The 24,536-nt window shown below is 65.1% G+C and carries 25 protein-coding genes; 10 read left to right on the top strand and 15 right to left on the bottom strand.

The features are described 5' to 3' along the window. The first annotated feature begins 67 nt into the window (after positions 1-67). The 6 genes from rpsP (at position 68) to CHB97_RS13860 (ending at position 4,997) form a co-directional block, all read left to right on the top strand. The gene (gene rpsP, locus CHB97_RS13885) at positions 68-421 is read left to right on the top strand and encodes a 30S ribosomal protein S16 (RefSeq protein ID WP_089288579.1); all 354 of its coding nucleotides are present in this window, start codon (positions 68-70) and stop codon (positions 419-421) included. Positions 422-481: 60 nt separating this feature from the next. After that, the gene (gene rimM / locus CHB97_RS13880; protein ID WP_089288578.1) at positions 482-1,114 is read left to right on the top strand and encodes a ribosome maturation factor RimM; all 633 of its coding nucleotides are present in this window, start codon (positions 482-484) and stop codon (positions 1,112-1,114) included. A gap of 4 nt (positions 1,115-1,118) precedes the next feature. Beyond that, positions 1,119-1,970: a tRNA (guanosine(37)-N1)-methyltransferase TrmD gene (gene trmD, locus CHB97_RS13875; RefSeq protein WP_089288577.1), complete on the top strand. Its 852-nt coding sequence runs from the start codon at positions 1,119-1,121 to the stop codon at positions 1,968-1,970. A 5-nt stretch (positions 1,971-1,975) separates the two neighbouring features. Then, positions 1,976-2,371, top strand: coding sequence for a 50S ribosomal protein L19 (gene rplS, locus CHB97_RS13870; RefSeq protein WP_089288576.1), 396 nt, complete (start codon positions 1,976-1,978; stop codon positions 2,369-2,371). Between the two features lie 219 nt (positions 2,372-2,590). After that, the gene (locus CHB97_RS13865) at positions 2,591-4,279 is read left to right on the top strand and encodes a methyl-accepting chemotaxis protein (protein WP_089288575.1); all 1,689 of its coding nucleotides are present in this window, start codon (positions 2,591-2,593) and stop codon (positions 4,277-4,279) included. Between the two features lie 148 nt (positions 4,280-4,427). Further along, complete coding sequence (locus tag CHB97_RS13860; RefSeq protein ID WP_089288574.1) at positions 4,428-4,997, top strand: hypothetical protein; 570 nt, start codon at positions 4,428-4,430, stop codon at positions 4,995-4,997. A 9-nt stretch (positions 4,998-5,006) separates the two neighbouring features. Here the strand turns inward: CHB97_RS13860 and CHB97_RS26410 are convergent, their stop codons facing one another. Beyond that, positions 5,007-6,257, bottom strand: coding sequence for a hypothetical protein (locus tag CHB97_RS26410; protein ID WP_089288573.1), 1,251 nt, complete (start codon positions 6,255-6,257; stop codon positions 5,007-5,009). Between the two features lie 251 nt (positions 6,258-6,508). Between CHB97_RS26410 and CHB97_RS13850 the strand changes: the two genes are divergently transcribed. Continuing rightward, entirely contained in the window at positions 6,509-6,880 is a 372-nt protein-coding gene (locus CHB97_RS13850; protein ID WP_244559535.1) for a ribbon-helix-helix domain-containing protein, read from the top strand. Between the two features lie 134 nt (positions 6,881-7,014). Here CHB97_RS13850 and CHB97_RS13845 read toward each other — a convergent pair whose 3' ends face one another. The 4 genes from CHB97_RS13845 to CHB97_RS13830 form a co-directional block, all read right to left on the bottom strand. Continuing rightward, positions 7,015-7,893, bottom strand: a complete 879-nt coding sequence (locus CHB97_RS13845; protein WP_200819947.1) for a TIGR01459 family HAD-type hydrolase — start codon at positions 7,891-7,893, stop codon at positions 7,015-7,017. A gap of 139 nt (positions 7,894-8,032) precedes the next feature. Next, positions 8,033-9,262: an EAL domain-containing protein gene (locus tag CHB97_RS13840; RefSeq protein WP_089288571.1), complete on the bottom strand. Its 1,230-nt coding sequence runs from the start codon at positions 9,260-9,262 to the stop codon at positions 8,033-8,035. A 9-nt stretch (positions 9,263-9,271) separates the two neighbouring features. Then, positions 9,272-10,357 carry a quinone-dependent dihydroorotate dehydrogenase gene (locus tag CHB97_RS13835; protein ID WP_089288570.1) on the bottom strand — a complete coding sequence of 362 codons (1,086 nt, stop codon included), beginning with the start codon at positions 10,355-10,357 and terminating at the stop codon, positions 9,272-9,274. Beyond that, entirely contained in the window at positions 10,357-10,728 is a 372-nt protein-coding gene (locus CHB97_RS13830; RefSeq protein WP_200819946.1) for a DUF952 domain-containing protein, read from the bottom strand. Before CHB97_RS13830 ends, CHB97_RS13835 begins: the two co-directional genes overlap by 1 nt. Positions 10,729-10,986: 258 nt before the next feature. Between CHB97_RS13830 and CHB97_RS13825 the strand changes: the two genes are divergently transcribed. After that, a complete protein-coding gene (locus tag CHB97_RS13825) occupies positions 10,987-11,208 on the top strand; it encodes a hypothetical protein (RefSeq protein ID WP_089288568.1) in 222 nt (73 codons plus the stop codon). 111 nt (positions 11,209-11,319) lie between these two features. On the opposite strand, the gene CHB97_RS13820 is transcribed toward CHB97_RS13825, so the two are convergent. The 9 genes from CHB97_RS13820 to CHB97_RS13780 form a co-directional block, all read right to left on the bottom strand. Next, complete coding sequence (locus CHB97_RS13820; protein ID WP_089288567.1) at positions 11,320-11,787, bottom strand: cell wall hydrolase; 468 nt, start codon at positions 11,785-11,787, stop codon at positions 11,320-11,322. Beyond that, positions 11,784-12,092: a hypothetical protein gene (locus tag CHB97_RS13815; RefSeq protein WP_089288566.1), complete on the bottom strand. Its 309-nt coding sequence runs from the start codon at positions 12,090-12,092 to the stop codon at positions 11,784-11,786. Before CHB97_RS13815 ends, CHB97_RS13820 begins: the two co-directional genes overlap by 4 nt. Before the next feature lie 306 nt (positions 12,093-12,398). Further along, on the bottom strand, positions 12,399-13,880 hold the full coding sequence (gene terL / locus CHB97_RS13810; protein WP_143270896.1) for a phage terminase large subunit: 1,482 nt from the start codon (positions 13,878-13,880) through the stop codon (positions 12,399-12,401). Beyond that, positions 13,877-16,252: a glycosyl hydrolase family 28-related protein gene (locus tag CHB97_RS13805; RefSeq protein ID WP_089288564.1), complete on the bottom strand. Its 2,376-nt coding sequence runs from the start codon at positions 16,250-16,252 to the stop codon at positions 13,877-13,879. The genes terL and CHB97_RS13805 overlap by 4 nt, the downstream gene beginning before the upstream one ends. A gap of 363 nt (positions 16,253-16,615) precedes the next feature. Beyond that, positions 16,616-17,161 (bottom strand): hypothetical protein, encoded by a 546-nt coding sequence (locus tag CHB97_RS13800; RefSeq protein WP_089288563.1) that lies wholly within the window; start codon positions 17,159-17,161, stop codon positions 16,616-16,618. Then, on the bottom strand, positions 17,161-19,068 hold the full coding sequence (locus tag CHB97_RS13795; RefSeq protein ID WP_089288562.1) for a hypothetical protein: 1,908 nt from the start codon (positions 19,066-19,068) through the stop codon (positions 17,161-17,163). Before CHB97_RS13795 ends, CHB97_RS13800 begins: the two co-directional genes overlap by 1 nt. Next, a complete protein-coding gene (locus tag CHB97_RS13790; RefSeq protein WP_089288561.1) occupies positions 19,065-19,637 on the bottom strand; it encodes a hypothetical protein in 573 nt (190 codons plus the stop codon). Before CHB97_RS13790 ends, CHB97_RS13795 begins: the two co-directional genes overlap by 4 nt. A gap of 128 nt (positions 19,638-19,765) precedes the next feature. Further along, on the bottom strand, positions 19,766-20,035 hold the full coding sequence (locus CHB97_RS13785) for a hypothetical protein (protein WP_089288560.1): 270 nt from the start codon (positions 20,033-20,035) through the stop codon (positions 19,766-19,768). 60 nt (positions 20,036-20,095) lie between these two features. Further along, a complete protein-coding gene (locus tag CHB97_RS13780) occupies positions 20,096-20,914 on the bottom strand; it encodes a phage capsid protein (protein WP_089288559.1) in 819 nt (272 codons plus the stop codon). 369 nt (positions 20,915-21,283) lie between these two features. On the opposite strand from CHB97_RS13780, the gene CHB97_RS13775 reads away from it, so the two are divergent. Beyond that, positions 21,284-22,027 carry a hypothetical protein gene (locus tag CHB97_RS13775; RefSeq protein WP_244559534.1) on the top strand — a complete coding sequence of 248 codons (744 nt, stop codon included), beginning with the start codon at positions 21,284-21,286 and terminating at the stop codon, positions 22,025-22,027. 41 nt (positions 22,028-22,068) lie between these two features. Here the strand turns inward: CHB97_RS13775 and CHB97_RS13770 are convergent, their stop codons facing one another. Continuing rightward, positions 22,069-23,382 (bottom strand): UbiH/UbiF/VisC/COQ6 family ubiquinone biosynthesis hydroxylase, encoded by a 1,314-nt coding sequence (locus CHB97_RS13770; protein WP_089288557.1) that lies wholly within the window; start codon positions 23,380-23,382, stop codon positions 22,069-22,071. A 271-nt stretch (positions 23,383-23,653) separates the two neighbouring features. Between CHB97_RS13770 and CHB97_RS13765 the strand changes: the two genes are divergently transcribed. Further along, on the top strand, positions 23,654-23,992 hold the full coding sequence (locus CHB97_RS13765; protein ID WP_089288556.1) for a P-II family nitrogen regulator: 339 nt from the start codon (positions 23,654-23,656) through the stop codon (positions 23,990-23,992). Positions 23,993-24,536: the final 544 nt, after the last annotated feature.

The raw sequence follows: 24,536 nt of genomic DNA, 5'->3' as shown, positions 1-24,536 counted from the left end.
GACGGGCACAGGCTTCAGACGGTCTGTCCCATCCAGAGAACAGCTTTTAAACCAAGGAAGTAATCAAATGTCCGTGAAGATCCGTCTGGCCCGTGGTGGTTCCAAGAAGCGCCCGTTCTACAGCATCGTCGTTGCCGACAGCCGCGCCCCGCGCGATGGCGCCTTCATCGAGAAGGTTGGCACCTACAACCCGATGCTGGCCTCCGATCACCCGGAGCGCGTGGTGCTGAAGGAAGAGGCCATCAAGGGCTGGCTGTCCAAGGGCGCGCAGCCGACCGACCGCGTTGCCAAGTTCCTGGGCAAGGCCAACCTGATCGAGGCCCCGGCCATCATCGAAAGCCCGAAGAAGTCCGCCCCGAAGGCCAAGGCCCAGGAGCGCGCCAAGCTGGCCGCCAAGGCCGCTGAAGCCGCCGCCGAGTAATGAGGCGACGGGCCGGGATGGTACCCCCATTCCGGCCCGGTGGTTTCTAAGGAACGAGTAATGACCGATCGCGTTTGCGTCGCCCAGATCATTGGATCGCATGGGGTTCATGGGCGTCTGCGGGTGAAGAGCTTCACCGCGGACCCGGAAGCCCTGTTCGATTACAACCCGCTGACCGACGAGACCGGCACGCGCCAGTTCACCCTGCGCATGACCGGCATGGGCAAAGACCATCTTCTGGTCGAGGCCAGCGGCGTGAAGGGGCGTGATGCCGCCGACGCGCTGAAGGGCGTGCGCCTGTTCGTTGACCGCGACCGCCTGCCCGCGATCGAGGATGAGGACGAGTTCTACCATACCGACCTGATCGGGCTGGTGACTGTCACGGAAGGCCCGGAAGGCGATGTCGCTTTCGGGACCATCAAGGCCATCCATGATTTCGGCGCCGGCGACATGCTGGAGATCAACCATGTCTCCGGCAAGACCGTCTTCATCCCCTTCAGCCGCGCCTGCGTGCCGCTGGTGGATGTGAAGGCTTCCCGCGTCGTCGTCGATCCCCCCGTCAACCTCTTCACCCCGGCCAGGCCGGACCCGGAAGAGCTGGCGGAAATGGGCGGCAAGCTGGACCTGGATGACGAGCCGGCAGCGGGCGAATCGGAAGCCGACGCGGTGGAGGAGACGGGCGAGGCCCGTTGATCCCATGTCCGACGTGCAAAGCCCCCATACGCCGGCCGAACAGCCCGCCTTCCATGTCAGTGTCTTGACCCTGTTCCCGGAGATGTTTCCGGGTCCGCTGGGGTTGTCACTGGCCGGAAAGGCGCTGGAACGCGGCACCTGGGCGCTGGAAACGCTGGACATCCGCGAATTCGCGCGCGATAAGCATCGCTCCGTGGACGACACCCCGTTCGGCGGTGGCCCTGGCATGGTGATGCGGGCGGATGTGCTGGATGCAGCCATCCGGGAAGCATTGGCCCGGCAGGAAGCCAAAGGCATCAAACGGGGTCGGCTTGTCTACCTCTCCCCGCGCGGTCGCGTGCTGGATCAGACTCTTGTGCGAGAGATCGCGCAGGAAGGGTCTATCACCGTGCTGTGCGGGCGGTATGAAGGGGTGGATGAGCGGGTCATCGAGGAACATCACCTGGAGGAGGTTTCTCTGGGTGATTTCGTGCTGTCCGGTGGTGAACCGGCGGCCCTCTGTCTGATCGACGCCGTGGTCCGGCTGCTGCCGGGCGTCATGGGCAACGTGGAGACGGCAGGGGAAGAGAGTTTTGAGCGGGGATTGTTAGAGTATCCCCATTATACGCGGCCACCCGTCTGGAATGGCCGTGCGGTGCCGGAAGTCCTTTTTTCCGGCCACCATGAGAAGGTCCGGGCTTGGCGGCTCGACCAGGCAGAACAGATCACAGCGGCCCGACGGCCGGACCTGTGGTCCGCCTATCTGGAAAGCCGCCCGGTCCCAAAGGTGAAGAAACGCCGCACCCGCAGGGTAGCGGCCGAGCCAACAACAGCCGTTGTATCCCCGGACGGGAACAGCGGCAGCAGTGAAGGATGAGTATTATGAACATTCTGCAGAAGTTGGAAGCCGAACAGGTTGCCAAGCTGTCCGAAGGCAAGAAGATCCCGACCTTCTCCCCCGGCGACACCGTGAAGGTGAACGTGAAGGTGACCGAAGGTACCCGTGAGCGTATCCAGGCTTACGAAGGTGTCGTGATCGCCCGCAAGAACGCCGGCATCAATTCCAGCTTCACCGTCCGCAAGATCTCCTATGGCGAAGGCGTGGAACGCGTGTTCCCGCTGTACAGCCCGCGTCTGGACAGCATCGAGCTGGTCCGCAAGGGTCAGGTCCGTCGCGCCAAGCTGTATTACCTGCGTGGCCTGACCGGCAAGTCCGCTCGTATCGCCGAGCGCACCACCGGCCGCGGCATGAAGAACGGCCGCTCGATCGCCGAGTAATTCATCACTCCCCTTCGGGACTGATGCGCAACACCCCGCCGGACGCTGTCCGGCGGGGTGTTGTCGTTTTGGGCCCAGGCGGGGCGATGGTTGGAGTCGCAGTCAATTGTATCCCGAAGCATATCTACAGCTACGCCCGCCAGCGCGATAACCTCTACCGCTAAATCGGACATTTTGTTGAAGCCCGGACCGGGCGACGGAACGCGAGAGAGTGCCCCCATGCATTGGACCATCCGTCGCAAGTTGCTGCTTGTCTGGTGCATCGCGCTGGCGGGGCTGAGCATCATCAGCGTCAGCACCTATTGGATGAATGGGGTGCTCTCGGCCAAGATCAGCCAGACCAACAGCCGGCAGGCCCAGGTGGCGGAGGTGGAGGCGGCCCGGCGTAGCGCGCTGGAACTGGCGCTGGTGGCCATGGATATCATCGTCGACCGCGCCGATGGCCGGGTCGACGATGAACGGCGCAAGATCATTGATAAGGAACTGGGCCAGCTTTCCACCCATATTGCCGACTGGCAGCGCCAGAGCATGGCCAGCGGGGAAACGGCTGCCATCCGCGCGGCCGCTGAACAGGTGGCCGTGTTGCACCGCGCCCTGCTGGAAGGGCTGGTGCCTGCCGTGGATAAGGGGGCCGATGATGCCCGTTTCGCCGCCCTGGATGATGAAATCGACACCGCAGCTGCCACATTGAATGATGAGTTGGGCAATCTGAACAACCTGATCCAGAAGGAACTGTCCCAGGCCCGCACCGAACAGGAGAACTGGCTCGCCCAGTCCAGCCTGCTGGTCGGCAGCAGCTATCTGTCAACCCTGGTGCTGGTTTCCCTGGCGTTGTTGCTGGTGGGGCTCAGCATCATCCGGCCGGTCCGGCGCCTGACGGCGGCGATGCGCCAGCTGGCCCAGGGGCAGCTGGAAACCAGCGTGCCCGTGCTGCGCAGCGGCGACGAGCTGCAGGAGATGGCCGAGGCCACCAACTTTTTCCGCGCGCAGGCCGTGGACAAGCAGGCGCTGGAGGCCAGCCAGGCGGCCAGCGCCATCGCCGCACGAGAGGAACAGCAACGCCTGCTGCTGGGCGTGGCAGATGCCATCGAGGCACGGGTGCGCGATACGGTACGACAGATCGGCGATGGCATCGCACAACTGCACACCCTGTCCGCCGATATGGCCGCCAAGGCCCGTGACGCCGAGGGGGCAGCCGCCCGCATTGCCGGCGATGCCGATCAGGCCGCCACCAATGTGCAGTCCGCCGCCGGGGCGGCGCAGCAGCTGGATGCCAGCAGCGGGGAGATCACCCAGCAGGTGACCGGGGCCGCCCGCACCAGCCAGGAGGCGGCGCAGGAGGCGCGGGCGGCCCGGCAGGTGGTCGACGGGCTTTCCACCGCCGCCACCCAGATCAGCGATATCGTGGCCATGATCAATGATATTGCCGGCCAGACCAACCTGCTGGCCCTGAACGCCACCATCGAGGCGGCGCGGGCCGGCGATGCCGGCAAGGGCTTCGCCGTGGTGGCCACAGAGGTGAAGGCCCTGGCCAACCAGACCGCCCGCGCCACCGATGAGATCGGGGAGCAGATCGGCCGCCTGCAGGCCAATGTCGCCCAGGCCGTGGCCAGCATCGGCCGGGTGGCCAGCACCATTGATGCGGTGAATGGCAATGCCAGCGCCATCGCCGGCGCCGTTCACCAGCAATCACAAGCCATCCGCGAGGTGGGGCAGAATGCCGGTGCAGCGGCGCAGGCGGCCCGGCGCGCCTCTGAACGGGTGAAGGAAATTTCCAGCGGGGCCACCGCCACCCTGCGTTCTGCCGATGGAATCGAAGACTGGATCGGCACTCTCGGCAGTCTTTCCGCCGACCTGAACCGCGAGATCGAACGGTTTGTACAGGATATCCGTCAGCGCGGCCACTAGGCCTAGGATTTTCCACCGGAAACCCCTGTGGCGAGCGCGGAATCCCCACCAAACGCAGCCCACCTATCCCTTTGATGCATGGATGCAGTGGACAGGCCCCCCGTCTGACAGGCACCATCCATCACCTTTGACATGACGGGCCACCTTCATGGCTGCACACGAAATGATGGGGAGGGCTGCCGCGACCCAGCGCGCGCCGCAGCCCCCCCTGCAAACCGGCGAACCGGCAAGGCTGCCGGTGCTGCAATCACTGTTGCCCTGGTGGCGGCAATTGCCCCGGCTGGAAGAGGGGTTGCCGGTCTGGAATGGCGACCTGATCGCCCCGCTGCGGCCCTGGCTGGCCCATCTGCTGATGGTGCGGTTTCCCCGCAACGGCGCCATGCCCCGCTTTACGCTCTATGGCAGCGCGCTGACGCGGTTCAGCGGGACGGACGCCACCGGACGGGACATTGATACCGGGCTGATGCCGGCCTTCGAGGGGGCCGCCGCCTCTTACCTGCGTACCCATGGCGCCGCCCGCCCGAACTGGAGCCGGGTGCGGGTGGAACTGCCGGGCGGCCTGGGCGTTCGTTACAGCCGGCTGCTGCTGCCCTTTGGCTGCGACGACGGCGACCGGCGGCTGCTCGGCATCATCCATTTTGATGACCCGCCGCCGGAAACCGCCGCTGGTGCGCCCGTGCGGCTGCTGATCGAGCAGGAGGCGATGCTGGTCTGTTGAGCCGGGGGCTCAAGCATTGCCGATCGGCCCGCCCTCATCATCATCGTCATCCTCCTCGTCCTCCTCGTCCTCATCCAGCAGCCCCTCTTCATAGGAGCTGGGGAAGAAGGGAAGCGATGGGTCGGCATCGTCATCCTCTTCATCCATATCGTCGTCGTCATCGGCATCCAGCAGGTCGGCCAGGCTGAAGCCGCCGCCATCCATGCCGGGGATGGCGGCAGCAAGGTCGTCGCCATCGCCCTCTTCCTCGCTGGCGGGGCCGATCATGGCCTGACGGATTTCCCGTTCCAGCATGGTGACCAGTGTTCCCTCCCGCTCCCCCCCGCAGGCGGCCAGCGGATAGGCGAAGCTAAACAGGGCGACGATGGTCTGGCCTTCCTGTGCCACGCCCCGCAGCCAGAGGAAGAAGCGCAATTTCTCGCCATCCTCCTCCCCGTCGGTGACGAATCGGGCCATTACCTCCCCATGTTCCAGCCATTCCAGGCTGCCATGGCCGATACGGCCATCCGGGCCTTCGGCGAACTGCTCCGCCGTCTGACGCAGCACGGTGCGGGCCAGCAGCTGGGCTTCCGGCCCTTCATGGTTGAAGCCATGGACGGCGACGCGCAGGGTGCCGCTGCCCGTCTCTTCCCGGTGGAACAGGGTCAGTTCGTCCTCCCGCACGCTCACCCAATCCCAGGGCAGGCGGAAGCGCACCTGATCCCCATGGCTGACATTGCGCATGGTGACGCGCTGCACCGGCCCCTGCACGGGGGCCGGGTAGAACTTGATGCGCGCCGCCTCCTCCCCCAACCGGTCGATCAGGGCGCCCAGGTCGGGTGCCGCACTGGACAGGGCCGGCACATGCAGTTGCAGGGAGACAACGCGCACATGGTCCGGTGGCTGGAAATCCGCCACCTTCCAGACGAAAATCTGCCGGTCGGGCGGCTGGGCCACGGCATAGGCGATCCAGCGCCGCTCCTCATCCCCCGCCGGGCCTTCATCATCGGACGGGACAATGCCGCGCGGCAGCACATTTTCCCGGTCCAGATACTGGATGGCCTCATCCGCATCGACGCCATAGGGATTGCGATAGGTGGTGACGGAGACCAACAGATCGACCGGATTCGCCCCCGGCGACTGGAAAGCCAGCCCGCCATCATCGCGTGACAGGCGTTGCCAGCTGGCCGGCACGCGCAGGCTGGCAACCCCGCCCCGCAGGGCGATGGAGTTCCAGTCGGCGTCCAGGGCCGGGTCGCTATCGTATGGCTCGTCCCTCATGGTCGATAAACTAGGCGCAGCCGGGCACGGTGTCCATGTCCGGGATGCGGAGATGCGGCAAAGACAGATGAAATTTCGATGCGATCCCCCCGGATTATCACCCAAAGGGCGGGGAACATTTCCACATAGGAAATGTCTTATAACCATATGGCGTCATAATACCTTCGACAACCCATTGTCACATACAAGTAGATTCAATATGTTCCGCACAACTGTGAACCAACCTTGAAAATAGGACGGACGGTCCCCGTATGGCAGCCAAGCGTCGCCCCCCGTCTCAACCCGATGATGTCGCCCCGGAATCGATGCGCGCCGTGTGCCGCAATGTGGTCGTGGGGGGCCGCCGAACCAGCGTGCGGATGGAACCGCTTTTATGGGATAGTCTGGCGGATATCTGCCGACGGGAGGCCCGCGGCGTTCACGAGATCGTCACCATGATTGATGGGCGACGCGGCGACAGCGCGCTGACAGCAGCGCTGCGCATCTTCATCCTGTCCTATTTCCGCACCGCGTCGCAGCCAATCGCCGTGACCGGGCTGGCGGAGGAACAGGCGCCATTCGGCACCACTGCAGGATATTCAACCACTTTCCGTCAAGCCCTGTGCATTTTCGACGAAGAGTAGCAAAAATAATCCATCGACCCGAGAGGTATGATCCGCCGGGGCTGGAAAAAATATCCAAAAAGGAAACGATTTCGCCAAAGATTGACAGGCGGTGATATCCTTGCTGGGCATCACCGCCCTTGAAAGCGCTTCCTTTACCAGCGCAGGCCCGGAATCGCCGCTACAGGGCGGTGGCCGCTGGTTTCCACCAGCCGGCCCAGGGATTGCGGATCGGGATGGCTGCCCCAATTCGCCCCCAGCTCCTCCCGGTGGATACCACCGGTCACCAGCAGCCCATCGATACCGGCTTCATTGGCGCCGGCAATGTCGGTGCGCAGGCTGTCACCCACCGCCAGAATGCGCGACGGGGCCAGATCGCCCAACAGCTGGAAACAGCGGCGATAGACCGGCGCGTGGGGCTTGCCGTGATAACGCACCTCCCCGCCCAGATCCTCATAGCGGCGGGCCAGCTCCCCGGCGCAGATCACCAGCTTGTTATCGACCACCACCACCAGATCGGGGTTGGCGCACAGCATCGGCAGGCGGCGTTCCACGCAGGCCGTCAGCACCGGCTCGTAATCGGCCAGCGTCTCGTCAAAATCATCAATGCCGGTATTCAGCACGAAATCCGCCTGATCGGGCGTATGCACCCGGCGGCGATTGGGCAAGGTCTCATAGACATCATTGTCGCGCGGCGGGCCGATATGGAACAGGTTGCGACCCAACCCCTGGTGCCATTCATCCGGCGGGTCCAGCAACGCCTCATAGGTCGCCTCACCAGAGGTGAAGATCGCGTCATAGAGGTCAACATCCACGCCCATATCATTCAGCTTGGCCACGGCGGCCGGCACGCGGCGCGGCGCGTTGGACAGCAGGCAGACCCGCTTGCCGCGGTTGCGCAGTTCCGTCAGGCAATGGACGACGCCGGGATAGGGCCGGACCCCGTCATGGATGACACCCCAGAGATCCAGGATGAAGCCGTCATAACGGTCAACAATGGCGGACAGTCCGTCGATCAGCGGCAGGGCGGTCATGCGTGCTTCCGGCTGGAGGTTGTTTGCTGGCCGGAAGGGTGGGGCCTGACCGCGTGAGGGACAAGGCCGGGTACGGCATGGCAGATGCGAGTGGTTGGCAGCCAACCGCCAGGGGCGGGGCGGGCGTTAAGCCAAACCGCTACCCCTGCTTCTTGGCCAATCGCGGTTCGCCGAACAGATAGCCCTGGCCGAAATCGATATAGAGGTCGAGCAGCTCGATCAGCTGGGCATCGGTTTCGATCTTCTCCACGATCAGGTCGATATTGGCCCGGTCCAGTTCCTGGCGCAGGTCGCGCACGGCGCGCGGGTCGGCGAAGCGGCCATCGGGGTCCAGCAGGCGGGCGGCATCCAGCTTCACATGGCGGATATCGTGGCGGGCCAGTTCCGACCAGTCCATCTCCAGCCGCCAGACCTGATCCATGGAGAATCGAAAGCCCAGCCGCCGCAGCCCATCCAGAAAGCCGGTGGCAAACAGGCCACCCTGCATCAGCTGATCCTGGCTCAGTTCAAAGATCAGCTTGGAGGCCAGATCGGGATGCTGGCCCATATAGGAGACGAATTCCCGCATGAAGCCGGCATCATTCAGCGTGGCGGTGGAGATATTGCAGAAGAAGCCGACATTCTGGTGCCGCTTCTCCGTCTCCCGCACCAGCTGGATGCAGCGGAACAGCAGCAGATTGTCGATGGTGGCGATCAGCCCCGCCTCTGCCGCCACGCCCAGATATTGTTCGGGCAGCAGGTAAAGCGGCTTGCCATCCGCCCCCTCCCCCGCCCGGATGCGGGAAAACAGCTCGTAATAGCGATGCCGGCGCTGCGGCAGGCTGACCACGGGCTGTAAGAAGATATCCACCTTGTCGGTGCGCAGGGCATCGCGCACCTGATCCAGGATGGCGGCGGCATCGGCCGCCGGGGGCGGATAGGATGAGACCGGCGCCGGCATGGCCGTCAGCGGCGGCCGGGCGGGGGCGGCGGCGGTCCGGGGGGCGGGGGGCGGCTCGGCCGGGGCGCTGCGCAGCGGCGGCAGCTGGCCGGCCAGCTGTTCCAGCACCCGCGCCTCCGACAGCACGGCCTGCACCTCCCCCCGGACCAGGGGCTGGCCATCCTCCAGCCGGCGTTCCAGGGCGGCCACCATCTCCATCACCTCTTCCTGCTGTTCGCGCAGGTGCCAGAGGCGGCGGTCATTGCGTTCCTGGGCATCCTGGCGGGCCCAGAATTCATGCAGCAGCCCGCCAAAGGTGAGGATGACCAGCCCGAACAGGATGCCGGTATGCCGGTCCATCCCCTCCACCGACAAGGGCAGGGTCAGCGCCACGGTAACGGCCAGGGCCACATAAACACCGGCAAAGACAAGGTGGCGGAACCAGCGCATGGGCGGGGCCTATTCCTGTGCCGTGCGGCGGGGTGCGCGATGATCGGCCCCCACGGCTTCCGCCACCGTGAGGTAACCATCGGCAGCCAGCAGGCGCGCCAGCTCCGCCTTGACCCGGCCCACCAGCCCCGGCCCTTCATAGACCATGGCGGAATAGAACTGCACCAGGCTGGCCCCGGCGCGGATCTTGGCATAGGCATCAGCGCCTGAGGCAATACCGCCCACGCCCACCAGCGGCAGCCGCCCGCCCAGCAGGCGGTAAAACTCGCCCAGCACGCGGGTGGAGGGCGCCATCAGCGGCACGCCCGACAGACCGCCGGCCTGGGATGCCAGTTCCGCCGGAATCTCGGCCGGGCGGGCCAGGGTGGTGTTGGAGACGATCAGCCCGTCAATGCCGCTGTCCAGCACCACCGCGGCAATATCGGCCTTGTCCTCCTCTGTCAGGTCGGGTGCCACCTTCAGCAGCAGCGGCGGGCGCGTGCCCGACCGGGTGCGCGCTTCCAGGCACTGGCCCAGCAGATGGGCCAGTGCGTCGCGCGATTGCAGCGTGCGCAGGCCCGGCGTGTTGGGGGAGGAGACATTGACGACCAGATAATTCACCAGCGGGGCCACCCGTTCGATACAGGCGACATAATCGGTGGCGGCGTCCGCCGTTTCCTTGTTCTTGCCGACATTGCCGCCCACGATGCCGGGGCGGCCATGGCGCTGGCGCAGATGGGTGCAATAGACATCCAGCCCGGCATTGTTGAAGCCGAACCGGTTGATCACCCCGCGCACGTTGGGCACCCGGAACAGCCGGGGCTTGGGGTTGCCATCCTGCGGGCGGGGTGTGACCGTGCCGCATTCAACAAAGCCAAAGCCCAGGCCCAGCATGGCGTCCGGCACCTCGGCATTCTTGTCGAAACCGGCGGCCAGCCCGACCGGGTTGGGGAAATCAATCCCGAAAACGCGGGTGGCCAGCACGGCCGGATCGCGCCCGCCCAAGGGCGGCAGCAGGCCGGTCTTCAGCGCCTTGATCGTCAGGTTATGGGCCTTTTCCGCATCCATCGCCATCAGCAGCGGGCGGGCCAGATGATAGAGGTTGAAATCGGCCATCACACAGCCTCCCCGGCAGCAGCGGCCGCCACATGGGCCGGCATGATATGCAGGCCATCATCGCCCAGCGGCAGCGGATCGACCCGCAGCACCGCACCCGGCAGCAGCGGGCCGTACAGATGCGGGAACAGCTGGCCGCCCCGCGACGGCTCCCATTTCAGCGCATCGCCGCAGGCAGCCGCATCCACGGTCAGCAGCAGCAACCCTGTCTGGCCTGTGCGGTGACGGGCGGCACTTTCCGGCAGCTGGGCAGCGGTGGAAAAATGGATGAAGCCATCCGCCTGATCCTGGGAAGAACCGTCATAGCGGCCGGCGGTCTGGGCCGCCTGCCATTCCAGGCTGCGGCACATGTGAAAGATGGGGTGAGCCATTTTGTCCAATCAGGCGGGGCTGTTCCGGATGCGACCGACACCCTAGCTATAATGCATTGATTTCGCCAGACCGGTGGCGGGATCGACCAGGGTGGATTTAACCCCACGGTCACGGTTGCAGCCGCCACCCTGTACGAATGTCGGGTGAGGATATCGGACCTCTATACGTCCGAATAGTAGTAATGAGCGGGTTTGTCAGCATATAGTTCAGTCATGGCCAATGGCCGACCGAGCAGCGCCAAATTAAGGAATGCCACGATGAAAGATGCCGCCCGTTCCCTTCAGGCTGTGAATGACGCCGCGTTGAGCGACCGTATGCAACAGGCGCTGAACGAGGTGGAACAGATGGGCATTCGTGGCCTGACGGCCGTTCCGGTCAAACCAACCCAGGAAATGCTGACGGCAGGCGCGCAGGCCGGCAGCATCAGCATCGAGGCGGCGATGGCGGTTTACACTGCCATGTTGCGTGCCGCTGATTGATGCAACCTTCAGCGCGGTTTTGTGTTCCTGTTCTCGTAGTCTCTCTTCTCTCCCTGTTCTGACCTTAACGCCGCCGGGGTTAGCCACCCCAGCGGCGTTTTCTTTTATGCATTATTGCTGATGCTCAGGCTTGATTACATAGAAGATGATGCCAGCGACTTCCGCAACCGGTTTGGCCCTGGCCTCCCAGGCTGGCAAATCGCCGCTGGCATGAAAACAGGTGGCCCCCCGGCTGGGGTCGGGCTGGCCGGGGGGTGGGGTCATGGCCCGCCGGGCAATGCGCAGGGCCATGGCAAAAGTGGGATTGCGGCTGTCCGCGTCCTGCATGGCCGTGTTAAGCGGATGAAAGGGCAGCTGGCAGGCAAACAATTCCCCATCGCGCGCCACATGGCCGGGGCTGACGCCCAGCAACCGCGCCCGGTTGACCGCCATGGCGGCCAGCGCCTCCATCGCCCGCACGCCCAGCGCCGCCGCCGTGGCCCAGATGGAACGGGCCAGTTCATAGGCGGGGTCACTGCTGCTGATGCGCGGCGGGGGCAGGGGTGCGGCGCTATCGGGGGTCAGACAGGGCCGGCTCATCGCACACCGCCATCGGCCAGACGGCCATCCAGCTTGGTTTCGATGCGCAAAAGATGGCTGGTCAGCCGGTCCTCCAGCGCCTTCACATCGGCGATGGAGGCATAGTTCTTGGCCACTTCCAGCTTATAGGCGGCCAGCGCCTCCCGCAGCTGGGCTGAGGTGGTTTCCAGCCCCCGCCGCAGCGGGTCGAGGGCCTGTTCATTATCCTTGCGCGTCTGCTGCACCATCCAGAACAGCCCGGCCAAGGCCGGCAGTTCAATGGCGGTGATCCACCAGATCAGGTCAAGGGTGGGGGCGGGATTCATTTTGGGGGAGACTCCTGATTGGGGGGATGTTGGTGATGATCCCACTAAGGCCTATCGGCGCTGCCCTTGGAGATTTTCCGCACGAATTCCACCCATTCTCCCGTCGCCCCGGCGAAGGCCGGGGTCCAGAAGCACAGGCACTCTGCCTTACGAAACTGGACCCCGGCCTTCGCCGGGGTGACGGTGGATGATAACGGGAAACCAACGGTCAACTTCTTGAACAGGCGTCGACAGGCAAAGGCGGGACCAATGGAAGCGATGGGGTGACAAAAGAAACCGGCACAACAGGGGACAAAACGCCCCCCGTCACACCGCAAAATCCCCCGCCGCCACCACCATCGACCGGGCCGGCCGGTTCTCGGGCAGTTGCGGGGGGCAGGCCAGGATGGCGCCGGCGGCGGCGTCCAAGCCATCATCATGGCCCTTGCCGCCGGGCCGCCATTCCCGCATTTCCGCCAGGAAAGGCGTGTCGCGGGCGCTGTCATGGATGAACAGGTCACCGCGATAAAGCGGGGCATCCAGGGCCGACAGGATGCGTTCCTCCTTGGGCCGGTTGGAGTTTTCGGCCATCACTCGCGCCTTCAGCCCGCGTTCCGCCAGCACGCCGCGCAGGGTTTCCGGCAGGAACGAGCCGATGCCATTGGCTTCCACATGCACAGTGGGGATGGCATGGTCGGCCACCATGTCGGCGATCTGGCCGCATTGCACGGCCCCGGCCTGTTTCTCCATCCCCGCCGGCACCGCCAGATAGCGGATGCGGTGCAGGAAGAACCGGCCCCTGCCATCCTCGCCCAGCAGCACGGCAACGCTGCCGTCACCGGCCTTGTGGGCATGACGGCGGCGGATACCCAATGCTGGATCCCACCACAGGCGCAGGGTGCGCAGCGCCCGGTCCGCCAGCCGGAAGCGGGTTTCTCCACCGGCCCGGATGATCTGCAATTCCGCCTCATAGGTTTGCAGCCGTTCCAGTTCCAGCCGCCCATCCTCGGTCGACACCGGGATCAGCAGCATCTGGCTGGCGAATTTGTTCGGGCCGTTGCGACGGCGGATATTCTCAATCACCTCCGGCGGGAAGCGTTCCGGCCAGGCGGACATGCCGTCCGCATTCAGCACCGGCTTTTCCAGCCGGGTGAACCCGTCCAGAAACGGCACCTCCTCCCCCAACTCCGAACAAGGGAGGCGGCTATAGATGGAATGGAACGTGTGCGGCGTGCCGATATAGAGCACCAGACCCTGCGGGGAGATCACATTGGCGATTTCTGCCAGACGCTGGCGCAGGCTGGCGCGCTTATCGGCGCTGTTGGCGCTGTTGGGCACCTCCACATCGTCACAGACAATGATATCGGCATGGGAACCGGTGAAATTCGCCGTTATCCCCTTGGCCGCCATGGAAGGATCACGATCCACGCGGCTGCGGGCGATGATGAATTCTTCCGCCCCCCACAGTTCCGGCTTGGCCGGCTTCAGGCCCTGGCAGGCGGGGTGGCGCTCCACCACCAGCTTGACCATGCGCACCATCTTCTTGGCCAAGTTATAGTCGGCGGCCAGCACCAGCACCCGCCGATCCGGGGCCAGATAGAGCAGCCAGGCGCAGAACAGGCCCACAAGCGTGGATTTGCCGCTGTCGCGGAAGGCCAGCAGCAGCAATTCCCGCCTGTCCTGCCGCCATTGATCTTCCAACCATTGGCAGATATCGGCGTGCAGGGCCGGCGTGCCCATCCCCTGTTCCCCGTTCCAGACCGCGACGAATTGCTGGAAATCCAGCATCTCAGGCGGCGGCGCTGTCATCGGCAGCGCCCGACCAGATGCCAGGCCGCCCCGTTGGAGAGCGCCACCACCCCGTCATACTGGGCCGCCAACGTCACCCGCCCACCATCCGGCCCGGTGGTGCCATCGCCGCTGCTGATGGTGACGGGATGGCTACCGGGGTCAGTCTTCTTGATGGTGACGGCGATGCCGCTATTGCCCTCTGCCGGTGCCGGCAGGCGCACCTCCACCGGGCCGGCATAGGCCGACACCAGATAGAAAGCCGCCCCCAGATCGGGCTGGAACAGGCCCGCCGCTTCATGGAAATGCAGCGGGGCCGGGCTGCGGCTGGCCGCCGTCACCCACCAGCCGGCCCCGTTGGAAAACACCCGCACATATTCATAGCGCTTGCCCAGCCGCCAGACGCGGCCATCCGGCCCGATGCCGGTGGCCGCGGTCACCGTCACCACGCCGTCACTGTCATCGGCCTTCTTGATGGTCAGGCTGCGGCCCACGGCGTGGCTGGCCGATGGGCTGGGCAAGCGCACCTCCACATCGCCATCAGCCCCGCTGATCAGATAGAGCGCCTTGGCCAGATCGGGTTCGAACAGCCCGGCCACATCGCGGAATTCCGCATTGCCGGGCTGGGCCGTGCCGCCGGTGACCCACCAATTGGCCCCGTTGGAAATGACCGACACGCTGTCATAACGGCTGGCCAGCACCACCGGCCTGCCATCCGGCCCCGGCCCGCCCAGCTCCGTCACCCGCACCGGGTGGGCGCTGGCATCGGTCTTCTTGATGGTCAGCATCCGGCCATTGGCGGTACCGGCGGCCGGCAGGCGGAATTCCACCTCTCCCCCGAAGGCCGAGACAAGGTGAGAAGTGGAGGTCAATTCCGCCTCCACCAGCCCGCCGGCTTGCGGTTCCACATAGTTGGTGTCGACGCTGAACCCCTCCACCCGCAGGTCGGTGATGTGGGTTTCCTTCAACAGGTTGCGCAGCGGATAACCCGCATTCATGGCGGTATAGGCGCGGGCCCCCGTGGGATCCCAGATGGGCTGGCCCGCGGTGGCGCTGAACAGGTTGACGATACCGCTATTCTGGCTGCCATTATCAATGCGGATGCCGGGCAGGGCTCCTAAGCTTTCGGCATAGAAATTGACGATCAGATTCTGGTCCGTCGCCGCCCCCAGCCGCATACAGGCTTCCGCCCCTGGATGCAGGTTAGCCTCACAGTCGGTGAAGGCATTGTTGAACCGCCCCGCTGAAACAAAGAAGCCGCAGCCGCTCATGGGGGCGGACAGGCTGTAGACGCGGACATCCTGGAACTTGTTGGCGTTGGGCGTGTCGCCATCGCCTTCCACCGTCAACAGCACACCATGCAGGGCGGGACGGGCCACCAGCACGCGGGCGATATGGTTCCAGTAACAGGGGCGGTTGGTATCGTCATAGCCATCCAGCACCAGCCCGATCAGGCTGTCCCAGATGGAAATATTCTCCACCACATTCTTCACCGCCGGCCCGTCACGGCCATAGATTTTCACCCCCGATGCCCCGCCGACAATGCGCAGGTTGCGAAGCGCGGCGTAACCATCCACCATCTCCACCGCATTGAATTGGCTGGGATATTCCGGCAGGTTGACGGGGTCATAGGCACTGGCGCGCGCCTGGATCACACTGCCCTCCCCCTCCCCATACAGCGTCTGGCCATAGCCCAGCGTGATGGTGGCGCTGGTGCGATAGGTGCCGGCGGGCAGAAAGACGGAGCGATGGGCGGCCAGTGCGGCCAGGATGGCACCGGTATCATCAGCCACCCCATCACCGACGGCCCCGAAATCCCGCACGGAAACCAGATCGCGCAGCTTGTCCGCCACCGGGCGAGCGACGGCCCCGGCGCCATGGGCGCTGGCCTGGGCGGTGGTGGGCAGGGCCTCCAGGCCCAGCGCCACCGGGTTGCCCGCTTCATCAAAGCCCAGCGCCTTGCCGGCGCGCACGGAACGGCCTGGCAGCAGGGGAGAGGCCGGCAGGTCGGTGGCGGCCAGTTTCAGCATCTTGTCCTGGTCGGCGGCCAGTTGCTGCACCATGGCGGTCAGCCGGTTCAACTGGGCATTCAGGCTGCGGGCGGAAATCGCCCCGCTTTCCAGGAAATCGGCCTGCCGGTCCAGTGAGACACGGCGCTGAATGGTGATGCGGCTGCCGGCTGCCGGCGGGGTGGCAAAGCGGACGGCCCCGCCACCCGGTTCCCCCAGCCCATCCAGGCTGAAGCCCATGGTGACGGGCGCATCATCCAGATGCAGGGTCAGGTCCGCCGCCGCATAGACGGGAAAGGCAAAGGCAAAGCGGCTGGCCACGCCATCCGCCAGATAATGCACGCGCGGGCTCACCGCCGGCACGGGGATTGTGTCGGTTGTCATGGGGGGGGATTCCTTTTGGGGGGATCAGGTGGGGTACGGGTGGGGATGCGTGGGCGTTGTGTGCGCCTCTGTGCCTCTTCCGCTCACGCGCAAAGGCTTTGACTTGACGGGCGGTCCGCCACAGTCCCGCCTTCTCCACCGTCACCCATGCTGCGGCATAGGCGCTACGTTAGTCCCATGGAATAAAGTGCCTTCCCCGCGAAAGCGGGGATCCAGGGGCCGCCAGTGTCAACGCTTCGGTGCCTTTGCCCCCTGGACCCCCGCTTTCGCGGGGGAGGCAGGGAGAGGGCCATGGGCAAAGTTAGCGCCTATGCGCGAAGGCCGGGGTGAGGGTTGGGATATGTGAACGGGGACGATGAAGCCCTACCGCCGCGCCAGCCGCTCCAGCCGCTGGCGTTCCTGCAGCTCCGACAGTTCCAGCAGGTTGCGCTGATATTCGCTCTGCTGCTGCTGTTCCAACGCCTTGATCCGCAGGGCGTTCAGCCGGTCGGCATCGGCTTTCTCCTCCCCCGCCTCCTGCATCTGGCCCAGCAGGATCGCCTCCCCCGACCCATCGGCGGTGGAAATCCCCTGTGACCCCAGTTGTGCGCGGGTGCGACCCACCGCCCGGCGCAGCGCCTGCTGGCGCTTGCGTTCGTCGGCGGCGGCATTGGTGGCGATCTGGTCGGCCTGGTTCTGCACAGTGGCCCGCAACGCCACACTGTCGGCATCCTGGCGGGCGCGCAGGCTGTTCAGGGCGGATTGCTGACGCTCGGCCAATTGCCGTTCCGCCTGGCGTTCATTGGCCCCGGTCAGGTCGCGCACCTGATCGATGGTGCCCTTCACCGTATTGACGCCGGAAAGCACGGTCTGAACCGGGGTGGTGACGGCAGACAGGGCGGAAAGGGCGGGGGTGGTAATACCAGCCATCAGTCATTCACCTTCATCTCTTGGGTCACGGACAGCAATGTGAAGGGCAGCGGCCGGTCCTCCATGATGCGCCAGGGCGGGCGCACCGGATCCAGCGACCAGCCCAGCGTGGCGATGCGTTTTTCCCCGGTGAAGGGGGGCGGGGCCGTATCGGTCAGGGTGGGCACGGCCAGGGGGCCGGTGGTCCGCCGCAGTGGCACTTCCACCGGCCCCCGCCCCAGGTCGGCGCGCAGCAGGGGCGTGTCCTTCAAGCGGAAGGTCACGGCCAGCAGACGGGCCCGCCGTCCCTGTCCCTCCGCCGCCACAGGGTTGGGCGGCATGGGTTCGATAATATGGCTGAAGGGCAATCCTGCCTGGATGCTGCGGGCCGCTTCCGGCAGGCGGATGCGCCCGGCCGCCACCGGCCGGTCAGGCATCAGCTTGCCATCGGCCAGCACGCGGGCCTTGCGCCCATCCAGATGGTCCAGCCCCTTCCAGCGGCGGGTGGCGCTGTCGGCCGATCCGGTCAGGCCGCTATCCACGCCCAGCGTGGCATCCCAGGCCTCCACCGCCACCGCCCCGTCGCGTTCGACCAGCCAATAGATCACCCCGCCCACCAGCGCGATGGAGAGGATGCGGCCCTGCGTGGTCAGCCTTGTCCAGGCGCTGACCTGTTCGGCGCGGTAGAGCGTCAGCGCGGCCAGCGTGCCATCTTCCTGCACCGCCAGCAGCAGCCGACGCCCCGCATCATGTTCCAGTTCCACCGTGCCGGGCAGCAGATGGCGGGCCATGACGGACAGGTCGGTGGCGGCATAGGAACGGTCCAGATCGGTCCAGAGAAATTCGCGGATGCTGCCATCGGCGGCGGCAAAGATGGTGGCACCATCCACTTCCCTGGGCGGGATTTGCCGGCTGGCCGGGCTGCCGATGCGGGTTTGCCGGTCCAGCCGGATGGCGGCCGGGGTCAGCGGTTCCCCCGTCACCGCCCATTCGCCGCCGGTGGTGAAGACTTGCAAATGCCGGCCGGAGAAGATGCGGCGGATCGGGTTCACCTCATCCGACAGGATGGCGAATTCAATGGCGCTGTCATCTTCCCCCTTGCCCAGGTCGAAATTGAACAGGTCGCCGGATTTGGACAGCCACAGCCGGTTGGGCAGATCGCGCGATCCGCCAATGACCAGCCGGTCCTGGTGGAACCCCACACTGACCGGCCAGCCGCGCATGGCGGAAAAGGCGGCCTCATCCCAATCCGCCGTCGGGTTCAGATGGGGCAGGCTGTCCACCACATCCCATTCCACCTCTGTGGGGGATCGCACGGCGGCAATCCGCCCCGGCTGGCGATGCACCCGCAGCGCCATGCCTTCATGCCCCAGCCCGAAGACCGGGGCCGATGCCCGCAGCCGCACCCGCCCGGTCAAAGCTGATGGCGTCAGCGTCACCGCCGCCTCGGCAAAGCGGTAAAAGGGGATGCGGGGACGCCCTTCCTCCTCCACAAAGCTCCAGGGCTGCAACCGCCATTGGTCAGCCCCCAGCCGGGTCAGCCGCTGCGGCGGCACCACCGGATGGCAGACCAGCAGCACGTCACCACTCTGCGCCCATTGGATGGCGGGCAACTGATCCAGGGTCCAGGGCGTGGGCAGGCGGGCCAGCACCGCATCATTGGCGAAGATGGTGACCTGCCGGTCGGTGAAGGCCAGCAGATGCGTCTGTTGGGTGGAAAAGGTGAAGGCGACCAGCCGGCCCCGCCCCGCCAGGCTGGCGATGAAGGCCGTACCGGGCCGGCGGGTGACGCCGCCGGTCGGCTCCACCAGCACATTGGTCAGGTCCAGCGCGCCATTGTCAAAGGCGCGCAGATCGCCACGCCCCAGCAGGGCACGGCTGACACAGCCACCGGTAAAGCTGGTTTTGACGGGGCGGACACGGGTCATGTGAATCGGGCCTCGATCAAAGAGAAATCGGTGAAGCCGGGCTGGCTGTCCTGCCCGGCGTCAATCTGGCGGGCGCGGCGGAATTCCGTTTCCGCCAGCCGGTTCAGGCTGTCGGCACGGCTGCTGTTTTCGGTCAGCGGCACACAGAATTCCGCCGCCAGCCGGGCGATCAGCGCCTGGGCGAAGAAGGCGGGGAACGTCTCCTCCGCCACCCGGGCGATATAGGTCAGCACCACGGCCGGCGCGTCGCAGAGCAAAGCTGCTCCCTGGATGCGATATTCCAGCCCCCGCCCGCGCCCGGCGGTGCCCAACGACAGGGCGCGCAGGAAATCATCCGGCAGGGCGAAACCATGGGCGAAATCGGCGGGCGGGGGCTCTGCCAGCCGCGCCAGGGGAGCCTGACGGGTGGCAAAGCTCCAGCCATTGGCGGCCAGCAATGCATCACGGCAGCCGGGATAAAGCCCGGCGGCCAGTTCGGCCTCCGCCGTGCCGTCCTGAAAACTGGCAAGCGGGGCCGCCCCGATCTTCATCAGGGCGCGGGCACACAGCCCGACGGCGGGGTCGGTCATGGGGGAAGCCTTTTTGTGGGGGGGCCACGGATACCATCCCCCACCACCGTCACCCCGGCGCAGGCCGGGGTGACGGTAGAGAGAGGGGAACGGGTGCGGAAAACAGGAGTGATAACGCCTATCCCCCCTTAATCGCTGTCCACCGCCCCCACTTGCGTCAGGTCGGACACGTCGACCGTGCCGCCATTGTTGCCATTGACCAGCAGGATGCCGGCAACCGGCGTGCCACCGGTGCCAGTATTGGCCAGGATCATGTCGCCCAGCCGCAGCATGTGGTTGGCCGCGTTGAAATAGCCCGTCACCCGCACCGACGTGTGGGCATCGGGCGTGGTGTAGTGCCAGAGCGTGAAGCCATTGGCATAGGCCAGCACGCCCAGGTCTTTCGGCAGAAAGGCCATGGATCAGATTCCTTCGATGAGGGCAGAGGACAGAAGACCGGCTGGGGGCACCCCCGCCGCTTATTCCTTGCAGGCCAGCGTCACCACGCCGTCGCCATCAATCAGGCAGGCGCCCTGCGACATCATGTTGTTGACGAAATGGGCGGCCCGGTCGCCATGCCAGGTGACATCGGTGGAGACATCCGCCCCGCTGGCATGGCCGATGGCGGTGCGGTGGTACCAGTGGCAGAGCCGGGCGCCGCTGGCCGTGCGGGTCAGGCCGGAATGCGGCATCCACAGCGTGCCCAGCCAGCGCTTGGCCTGGGTGCCGCGCCAAGGCAGCTCACCATCGCCGACATAATTGGCATTGGCAAATTCCTCGATCCCCAGCAGCTGGCTCCATTGTTTCCAGCCGACAATGGCGAAGCGCTGGCCATCATCGGGCACGTCGCTGCCGCCCAGCAGCTCAAACGCCGTCAGCACCTTGTCGCGGGTCAAGCCGTCACTGTCGGCCCCGGCCAGCCGGGTATTCTTATCCAGCTGGGCGATGATCAGCTCATCCGTCTTGCGGCCCAGCGCATAGGCGCCGGCATTGGCGATGACGCCGCGCTCGTCACCGTTGGTCTTCAGCTCATCCAGCTTGTCGACCCAGTCGCCGGCATAATAATCGGCCAGCAGACATTCCACGCTGCCATGGTCGACATTCATCACCGGCACCGGCGCATTGCGCGCCTTGGTGGAGGCGGTGCCTTTGCCGACCTTCTGGAAGGTCGTGCTGGCGCCCTGCACCGTGCCCTTTGACCGCACGGTGGCGCGCAGCTTGGACCCCTGGCGCTGATAGGCTTCATGCACTTCGCGTTCGAACTGCTTCACAAAGGCCTTTTCAATATCGATGGCCATGCTCTGGATTTCCTTCCTATGGAAAAGGCAGCCAAGCGCGGTTGCCGGGCGCCAGAAGGCGCATCCGACCGGTATCGGTGCTGCGGGAATGGGGGGCCTCCCCCTGTCATCCCAAAAGACCGCCGATGAAGCGGGGCGACGGGCACCAAGCGGCACCCGGCGCTTATCCATCACCGGCGGCAGTGGGGAACAGGGGAGCGGACAGAGGATCAGCGCCCGACCCGCACCAGGCATGGCTCGGGCGTTGACAAAAACAGTTATAGGATATTGATCCTAAAACCGTCAATCAAAAATCCATCACCCTGAAAACCTTCTCCTTTTGGAGACGAGATGGCATCCTAGAACCATCACTACCAAGGGATGCAATCCATGGAAATCTATCAGCCGAACCTGTTCGTCCCGACCTATGCCCCGATCGAGCGGACGGACTGGCGGATTTCCATCAACGCGATGGTTTTGTCCAAAGGCTATTGGAGCCCGCCACGCCTGTGCCTCAACATGGCCGCCCTGCTGCGCCGGGGGCCGGACGGGCAAATGGAAACCTGGATGTCCACCAGCCCGATGGAGCTGGAAAGCCAGGAACTGGGTTGCCTGGCGGCATCGGGCCATGTGGTGGTGATGGGCATGGGCATGGGTTGGGCGGTGGCCAATACCGCCCTGAACCCGGCCGTCACCCGCGTCACCGTGGTGGAAATTGATCCCACTGTGCTGGAAATCAGCCGGGAACTGGGCGTGCTGGAACAGTTGCCGGCGGACGTGCAGGCGAAAATCCAGATCGTGCAGGGCGATGCCTATCAATATCGGCCCGACCAGCCGGTGGACCTGCTGATGCCGGATATCTGGCTGTGGCTAATGAATGATGAGCGGCTGGCGGAGGTTCGCCAGATGGCCGCCAACTGCCAACCGAAGCAGATTTATTTCTGGGGTCAGGAAATGGAAATCGCCCGCCATGCCCGCGCTCGTGGCATCGCGCTGGATGAGGCCGGGGTGCAGCAGGTGATTGACGGTTTCGGCCTGCCCCTGCTGGTACCGGCAGGGGTGGATTACCCCACCCTGATTGGGCGGGCGGCAGAGGCCTGGATGCGCGACCGCTGGCTGCCCGCCGTGGCGTGACAACAGAGAAGGCGGGAGAAGTATTCCGCCCAAACCAGCGCTTAAAGCGCCTCGCCCCGCACCAGCCGGGGCAGTTCGCCGACAATGCCCATGGCGTGGCGCATGAACAGCTTTTTCATCGGCTTCAACGGCGGCAGCCGGTCAATCGCCGCCATGCCCAGCCGGCGGGCATGGGCCAGCGGGGCGATATCATTGCTGAACAGGCGGGTCAGCGTGTCGGTGGTGGCCAGCAGCGACACGGTGTCGAACCGCCGCCAGCGCTGATAGCGTTCCAGCACATCCGCCGCACCGGGGTCCAGCCCGACACGGATGGCATCCACCACCACTTCGGCCAGAGCCGCCACATCGCGGATGCCGACATTCAGCCCCTGACCGGCGATCGGGTGCATCCCATGCGCACTTTCGCTCACCAGCGCCAGCCGCGTGTCGGTATAGCGTTCAGCATGGGACAGGCCCAGCGGCCAGGACCAGCGGCCGGGCACCGGCGTTACCCGGCCCAGCCAGTCGCCGACGCGGGCCTGCAGCTCCGCCTGGAAGCGGGATTCGGGCAGGTTCAGGTAGAAATCCACCATGCGCGACCGTTCGGTCCAGACGATGCTGGTATGGTGCCCGCCGGCCAGCGGCAGCATGGCAAAGGGGCCGGCGGGCAGGAACAGTTCCACCGCCACCCCGCCATGATCAATCTCATGCTGCAACGTGCAGACAATGGCGTGCTGCTGATAGGACCAGCCGATCTGGCGAATGCCGGCATGGTCGCGGCAGAAGCTTTTCTTGCCATCCGCCCCCACCACCAGCCGGCCAGCCACACGCCGCCCATCAGCAAGAGTGACGGAGACGCCGCCGCCATCGCGCACCATGCCGGTCACCGCCATCGGCGCCAGATGGGTGACGGTACCCGCCAACTCTGCCAGCCGGCGGAACAGAGCGCGGCGCATATGCCGATTCTCAATGATCCAGCCGAAGGGCTGGTCCCCCACCTCCCGGTGGTCATAATGCAGGAACAGGGGCGAATTCTGGTCCGTCACCCGAATGTCCAGCATCGGCCCGACCTGGCCATCCAGGTGCTGCCAGATGCCCGCCCCTTCCAGCACCATGCCCGATCCATAGGCGATGGCCGTGGTGCGCCCGTCAAAATCAGGCAGCAACTGGTCGTCTGGCGCGTCCCGGTCGATGACAATGCAGGGCACGCCCGCCGTGCCCAGGGCACAGGCCAGCGTCAGCCCGGCCAGACCACCGCCGACAATGATGATGTCGGCCTGCAGGTCGGCACCGGTCGCCAGGGCCGGGGACGGGCGGTGACCGGCGGTGCCGCTGGCGGGGGCGTCGGTCGGGCGGGTTGTGTCATGCGTCGTCATAAGGCGCAGAATTAGGCACTTGTCGCAGCTTGTCCAGACCGCCATCGGTCGCATCTGACAAACAACCGCGACATGCCCAAATTTTAGCCAGACCGCGCCACCATCTGCGCCCATTACGGGCAGTGTTCCGTTATTTTTGCCCGTCTATGGCGGAAAATGGCTGCGGCACGTTTCTTGTAAGTTATCATCACTACGCGCCGGGGCCACAGCAGCGGCCAGCGCCGGGAACCAGTGGTTGATACCTGTTCACGCCAGAGGAAGGGAGAGCGCAATGAAGCTCGTCATGGCCATCATCAAGCCGTTCAAGCTGGACGAGGTGCGCGAGGCCCTGACGGCGCTCGGCATCCAGGGCCTCACCGTGTCAGAGGTCAAGGGCTTTGGCCGTCAGAAAGGGCAGACCGAGATTTACCGTGGTGCGGAATATTCCGTCAGCTTCCTGCCCAAGGTGAAGGTGGAAGTCGCCGTCACGGATGAGCTGGTGGACAGCGTCGTTGATGCCATCCAGAAGGCCGCCAATACCGGCCGCATCGGCGACGGCAAGATCTTCGTGCTGGACGTGGTGCAGACCGTGCGCATCCGCACCGGCGAGCAGAACGCCGACGCGCTGTAATTTCTTTATAGCCGGGCGGACCTTGCCAAACTGTCAAAGGCTTGTCCTTTGGCAGTTTGGAGGCTGGCGACCGCCAGCCCGGCGCCCATGCGCCGCAAGCCAAGCCCGCGGATGCGGGCGCCCGGCGCTTGAGGGAAGATGAAATCTCTCTTGATCGCTCCGATCAAGAGAGATTGTGCCTAAACCGGCCGGGCGATCCCATCGCCCGGCCGGTTTCATTTCAGGACTCTGCCGTTAACCCATTCAAACTTCCCCTTCCATCCCAAGGGGATAAGCTGTGGATAACCCTGTTCGCGGAAGGTTCCATGAACGGTTTTTCCTGATTCGTTCACTAAAATTTCTGAATCAGATCAATGGCTTAGAAAAGTTTTCAACGTTTTTCTCAGTTTTTATCCACAAGCCTTTGGAATCACGGGACTCTCCACCCCTTTTGGTGGGGTGGCACCCGGCTTGTGCCGCGCAAGGCCGGCGGGTTACAATCAGCGCGGCCAGATGCCGGTGGTGAACCGGCATCACGAAGCGGTTCCAGATCCATAGGCATGTG

Source organism: Azospirillum sp. RU38E (assembly GCF_900188385.1).
Taxonomy (GTDB): Bacteria; Pseudomonadota; Alphaproteobacteria; order Azospirillales; family Azospirillaceae; genus Niveispirillum.
This window is presented reverse-complemented; position numbering and strand designations above follow the sequence as displayed.